Consider the following 5717-nt stretch of genomic DNA (forward strand, 5'->3'; position numbering starts at 1 on the left):
TGTTTGCTTGCATCTGATTTTCCTTCGGAAAATCCTCGCACACAAACACGCAACATTTCATATACGTAACCGTTGTAAGTAATTTACACAGACACTAATGGACAATCTAAAACCAACATTATTTTTCATTTTCGCAGCGTTACTTTTTTGGTTTATTGGACCAATAATTGTGAAATATCAATTAAAATTTCATAATAAACATAACCCTAAATTAGTTGAGAAAACGCCAGGGATTTTTAAAGGAATGAAAATCTTTTTTAGAGTATTTTCAATCATTTGTATAATATTCGCTTTTATAGTTTTATTGGGAATTAAAATTTAGAATTTATGAGTAAATTAGAATTAACTTTTGAAATTCCTAAAAATGGTTGGTTGCCGACAAGTTTAAGATATTCTGACCTCGAATTGAAATTTAGTGCGTCAATTATTCCAGAAAATCCGACTGACAAACTTTGCGAATCTCTGATTTTAGCACTTAACGGAATTAAAACGGAAACACTCTGGAATCTGGAACCTGAATGTTATTTCTTTGAACTCAAACCAAACAAAAAAGGAATTGATTTTATAATCTCAAAAAGTGGTGGAATAACAGATAACCGAAATCTGATTTATGAACTGACTGGAGATTTTGAGTCTGTGATTTTACCAATGTATAGGAGTTTAAAAAAGTTCAGCACATTGGAATTTGATAAAGCGGATTGGAAAAAAATTGACAAAATAAAACTGAATAAATTAACGGAATTAGTAACTGAAAGAAAAAACTACTTACAACACCGTGTATAATTCATTGCTAGTTAGTGTCTACTTGCGAAAGTCCTAGCGGACTTTCTATCTGTGTTTTATTTGCTAACTTTAGTGCTTAAACAACGCAACGAGATCATACACAAGACCGTTGCCACACATTTGAAAAAAATGCTGAAATCGAAATTTATTGCTGATATTTTAGAATTACTCTTGGATGGAGATAATTACGGAATCAAAACGAAACCGCAAATTGACTTTATTACAGAGTCTGACTATGAATATACAGGAAATGGAGTATTTATAGGTTTTGAGCACAAAAACGGAATTGAAAAATATCGTTATGAAGAGGAAGATTTGATAATAGATGGCGTTGAAATAAAATCATCGGAATTGGAAATCGGAGCGAATTGCACCTTATTCTTCTCAAATGGAATAATTCACAATCTTGAAATTTGGAATTATGGCGGAACTTATCCAAATGCGGAATTAAAAGATTACGAATTAACTCAGATATGGGAAGGCTCTGAAGGAAAAAAAATTAAAAGCGGATAAAAAAAACGTGTGGCAACAACGTATAAAATTAATTGCTACATTAGTACTTAATCAAAGGTCGTTGCAATTTTGTTACGTCTGATTTTCCTGCGGAAAATCCTCGCACACAAAACCGCAACTAATCTTATACAAGACCGTTGGCGTGCATTTGAGAAACACTATGGATAAAAAGGCGAAATCAATTTTATTTAAAACTTATTGGAGTTCTCAAGGCTGGAAACGTGAATATGAAACTGACCCAATAGATTTTGAATATGCTAAATCAAAAGGACTAATGTTCGAGCCTGTTTCAATGTCAATGAAAGAGGTGAAAACTGAATTGAAAAACATATTAAACGAAATCAGTACAAAAAAAATAACTAACGGATTTTTATCAAGTTTGTCTAATAAAAGACTTGATTGGCGTTCTGCTATTGCCAGTTATTTCAATGCCAAATTAATACTTGAAGGAAAAAGAGAATTTTATCGACCTGAAATTTTTGAATACAAAAATGAAGACCTGAATGTTCTAAATTTTGAGCGAATTAAATGGAGCGGAGTTAGACATTCAGATTTATTATATAATTATCTTGATTTAAAATTATTTAGTCAAGAAAATATTAGTGAACCAACTGAATTAGACATTAAGACTTTTAAAGGAATTTTAAAATGTATAAATGATTCAGAAATTGGAGAATATCCAGGTAAATTAAGAGATAGATTAAAAGAAGTTATGAAAGGAAGTAAAAATGAACGACATACAATAATGGAAATTCTTGGCTGTTGTGAAATTTTGGAACCTAAAAATTATGATAGACCAACAACTGGCAGACACGATTGGGCTTTTGTTGAATATTGGAGAGGAGAAGATAAATTCAACAAAAAAATAGTTGATGAATATTTTGAACAGTATCTGAAATAAAAAACGACACGCCAACACCGTATAAAAAAAATTGCTAGTTTTAGCTAAACCAAAGTTAGTTGCTCGTTTGCTAGCTTCTGATTTTCCTTCGGAAAATCCTCGCACACAAACACGCAACTTTCCTTATACAAAACCGTTGGCAACAATTTGAGAAATGACGAAATACATTAAAATATTAGTATTGTTTTTGACTTTATCTGCTTGCGGACAAAATGCGACTGAAATGAAAACACCTGAAAATGCGAATGAAGAATTTGCTGAATTTATTGCAAAGAAAAAGTTCTATGCGGAAAATCATTCACCAAATATATCGGACGAAAAATTGAGACCAATATTGACCGAAAAAATCAATGAAGTCGCAATGGATTTTAAACAAATTGCGGAATCTGAAAATCCGACTGACCAAAAATATCAAGAAGCAATTAGAATCGGACTTTTAAAATTCCCAGAAATGGAATTAGGTTACGATTCTGAAGATAGAGAAAGGATTTTACTTTATTTTCAAGAAATAATGGACATTGTCGGACTTAAAAGTTCGAATGGACAGTTGAATAACTTTTATTATGGATTTGACCCAAATACTGTGAATAAAAAGAATTAAAAACTGTTGCCAACACCGTATATAAAAAATTACTGGTGTTTGGCTTAAATAAAGGTCGTTGCTTGTTTTGTTACATCTGATTTTCCTTCGGAAAATCCTCGCACACAAAACCGCAACTTTCCATATACAAAACCGTTGTGCATAATGCCGAATGAAAAACCTGCTTACCATATTAATAATAGCTTCTAGTCTTGTTGGTTGTGTCATACTTGGAGGAAAAGCGAATCTGACCAAATCAGAAATTAATGGAGTTTATATCCCTAAAGATTTAAACGATGCTATATCCGAACTAAATAAAAACTTTTCTGACTCTCTAAAAACTGAAATTAAAAAAATGACTGAAAACGATTTTTCAGGTAGATTTCATATGGGAACTGGAATGTGGATGAGGAATAATTGGAGACTTTGGGCTGGTTCGAGATTGTCTGTATACTTTAATGATTTAGGAATTTATCATCCTGATGATATGTCTGGAATTATCTTGGACAGCTACTATCGGACTTTAAGTAATAAGCCTATCGAATTAGATGAGCAAACTGAATATTACAAACAATATTGGCTTGTAGTTAGAAAACCCCAGGATAAAAACTATCCGAATGGAGTAAAAACATTAGAATTCAATACTGGAATGCATTATGACAGACCTGATAAAAAACCTGCAATGGTTCACGTTCAAACAAATTCGGATAATGAAATGATTTGGCTCTATGATTATTATTGGGGCTGGAAACAAACAGACAAATCTCAAGTTGATTTACTCGGACAAAAACAAGAAAACAGGTTTGAACTTTTGAAAAAGCTATATGAAAAATAAAGCACTATGCACAACAATGTATAAAAATAATGCGTAAGTTTATTCCTAAATCAAAAGGCTAGTGCTTGTTTGCTTGCATCTGATTTTCCTTCGGAAAATCCTCGCACTCAAACTACGCACTATTCTTATACGTAACCGTTACCACACATTTGAGAAATGACCGTAATAATAATATTTTTTACAATTATAATTGGACTGAATTGCATTCCTTACTTAACCAAAACGGAATTTCCCAAATTTGAAAAAATAATTAAAAGAGCTTTAATCGTTAGTTCAATTATCCTTCTATTAATCGGAATCTTTTTATATAATGGTTACCGACTAAAAGGAATTTATACGAATTCATTTTTTGAATTGGTATTTATAGTATTTGCTCTATTATTTTTTAGTTTCGTGAAAAACAACAGAACAAAACTATTAACACTATTTCTTTTAATACCATTAATTTCTTTAACCTTTTTACTTTTCATATTTGAACAAGTAATCGATGAATATAAAGTTAACGAAACTTATAAAATAGAAGTCTCTGAAAGTGGATTTTTTAACTGTGGAGAAAGAGTTTCAATTACTAAATCGGAATTTGGAATATTTAGAAAAAGAATATTAACAAGAACAGATTTATGTTTAATAGGTATAGATAAAATAGAAACAGTTGAATTTAACGAAAATGACGCCGAATTTTTAATTTATCACAACGGAATTTATGATAGTGAAAATCCATATAAATTCGAAATAAAAAATAAAAACGTGTGGTAACACCGTATATAATTTATTGCTTGGTTCTAGCCTACTTACGAAAATCCTCGCGGATTTTCTCTTTGGTTTTTATTTGCTAAATTACGTGCTTAACCACGCAACAAACCATATACAAACACGTTGTGTGTAATTAAACCGAACCTACTATAAGTGGAGAAATCAATTAAAATAATCCGAAATCCTTACGAAGAACCATACCATATCAATCTGATTTTTAAAGCGTCTAATGGAGAAAACTCAGGACAATTGGAGATTTATGATAATGCAGACCAACTTAAAAAGTTAGCTGATATTTTAGAAGATTTTCCATTTAACTCAAAAAGAACATTTCTTTGGGAATTAGGTTCTGAAAATCCTAAAGAAAATTTTGCTTTCTATTTCAAATGTAAATTTTCTCTAATCGAGCACTCCAGTGAATGTGTTATCGAAATTAGATTGAATAATAATCAAGGAGGAATTGAGAAATCAATATCGGAATTTAATATTAAATGTTACCCGGCTGAACTTAATAAACTAGGACAATTGTTACGTGAATTCTCAAAATTGGAAAAAGAAACTCTGACTTGGAATGGTCTAGAAGGAATAGTGGAATAACAAATCGATTAAAAAACTAATATGAATAAAGAAAGAACCGAATTAATTACGAAAAAAGTAGGTTATGAAGCTATGCTTTATTGTATTAAAGCATATTGGGAAAATAGTGGGTCAAATGATTTGACAGATATTTTAAGTGGTGGCGAATATTGGAAAGGTACTGATGAACCTGCTGATTCTGCTTTTTGGGAATATTGGACAGAAGCAATTGAGAAAGTAAAATCAGATGGACCAATGTTTAAGGTATTGACAAAGGAATAGAAACAATAACTACACACAACAACGTGTATAATTAATTGCTTGAGTGTCTAAGTGCCAATCGGAAAATTCTCCGAATTTCCCTCAGGCTCGTCCCCTTTTGCTATCTTTAGTTTTTACGCAACTAACCATACACAATACCGTTGTGCATAATTATGAGAAACTTTCAGCTTCTAATATTACTTCTATTCTCGATTGGAGTTTATGCACAAAACATAAGCCAAATAAATGCTGACTTAAAACTATCCGATTCACTGACCTATGAAACAGAAATCCGAATTTATCAAGGTGGCGGAATAACAAATTATTCGTCCCTCTTTAGAATGTTTAAGGATAAATCAGAAAAATGGACAGCGGAATTTTACGAGCATTACTCAAAAGTTATCGGAAAAACAGAATTTCAGACTGAAAAACGGACTCTAAAATCGGACAATGATATGGAATTTGTCTACTTAAATTTGCTAAGAAGCCACATTTTGGATTTACCGAATCTAAAA

General features: G+C 31.3%; 9 protein-coding genes. All 9 read left to right on the plus strand.

The window, feature by feature from the left end; genetic code table 11:
• Window positions 1-327: 327 nt before the first annotated feature.
• Window positions 328-783 (plus strand): hypothetical protein, encoded by a 456-nt coding sequence (locus tag Q0857_RS16630; RefSeq protein ID WP_298537975.1) that lies wholly within the window; start codon window positions 328-330, stop codon window positions 781-783.
• Window positions 784-912: 129 nt separating this feature from the next.
• On the plus strand, window positions 913-1296 hold the full coding sequence (locus tag Q0857_RS16635; RefSeq protein ID WP_298537977.1) for a hypothetical protein: 384 nt from the start codon (window positions 913-915) through the stop codon (window positions 1294-1296).
• Window positions 1297-1456: 160 nt separating this feature from the next.
• Window positions 1457-2197 (plus strand): hypothetical protein, encoded by a 741-nt coding sequence (locus tag Q0857_RS16640; protein WP_189358185.1) that lies wholly within the window; start codon window positions 1457-1459, stop codon window positions 2195-2197.
• A gap of 154 nt (window positions 2198-2351) precedes the next feature.
• The gene (locus tag Q0857_RS16645; protein ID WP_298537981.1) at window positions 2352-2798 is read left to right on the plus strand and encodes a DUF4844 domain-containing protein; all 447 of its coding nucleotides are present in this window, start codon (window positions 2352-2354) and stop codon (window positions 2796-2798) included.
• Between the two features lie 151 nt (window positions 2799-2949).
• Window positions 2950-3612 carry a DUF6794 domain-containing protein gene (locus tag Q0857_RS16650; RefSeq protein ID WP_298537983.1) on the plus strand — a complete coding sequence of 221 codons (663 nt, stop codon included), beginning with the start codon at window positions 2950-2952 and terminating at the stop codon, window positions 3610-3612.
• 393 nt (window positions 3613-4005) lie between these two features.
• Window positions 4006-4368 (plus strand): hypothetical protein, encoded by a 363-nt coding sequence (locus Q0857_RS16655; protein ID WP_298537985.1) that lies wholly within the window; start codon window positions 4006-4008, stop codon window positions 4366-4368.
• 150 nt (window positions 4369-4518) lie between these two features.
• Complete coding sequence (locus tag Q0857_RS16660) at window positions 4519-4962, plus strand: hypothetical protein (RefSeq protein ID WP_298537986.1); 444 nt, start codon at window positions 4519-4521, stop codon at window positions 4960-4962.
• 21 nt (window positions 4963-4983) lie between these two features.
• Complete coding sequence (locus Q0857_RS16665; RefSeq protein WP_298537989.1) at window positions 4984-5223, plus strand: hypothetical protein; 240 nt, start codon at window positions 4984-4986, stop codon at window positions 5221-5223.
• 152 nt (window positions 5224-5375) lie between these two features.
• Window positions 5376-5717: hypothetical protein (locus Q0857_RS16670; protein ID WP_298537991.1), on the plus strand; the 342-nt coding region annotated here is incomplete at its 3' end.

The organism is uncultured Algibacter sp. (assembly GCF_947495925.1).
Taxonomy (GTDB): domain Bacteria; phylum Bacteroidota; class Bacteroidia; order Flavobacteriales; family Flavobacteriaceae; genus Algibacter_E.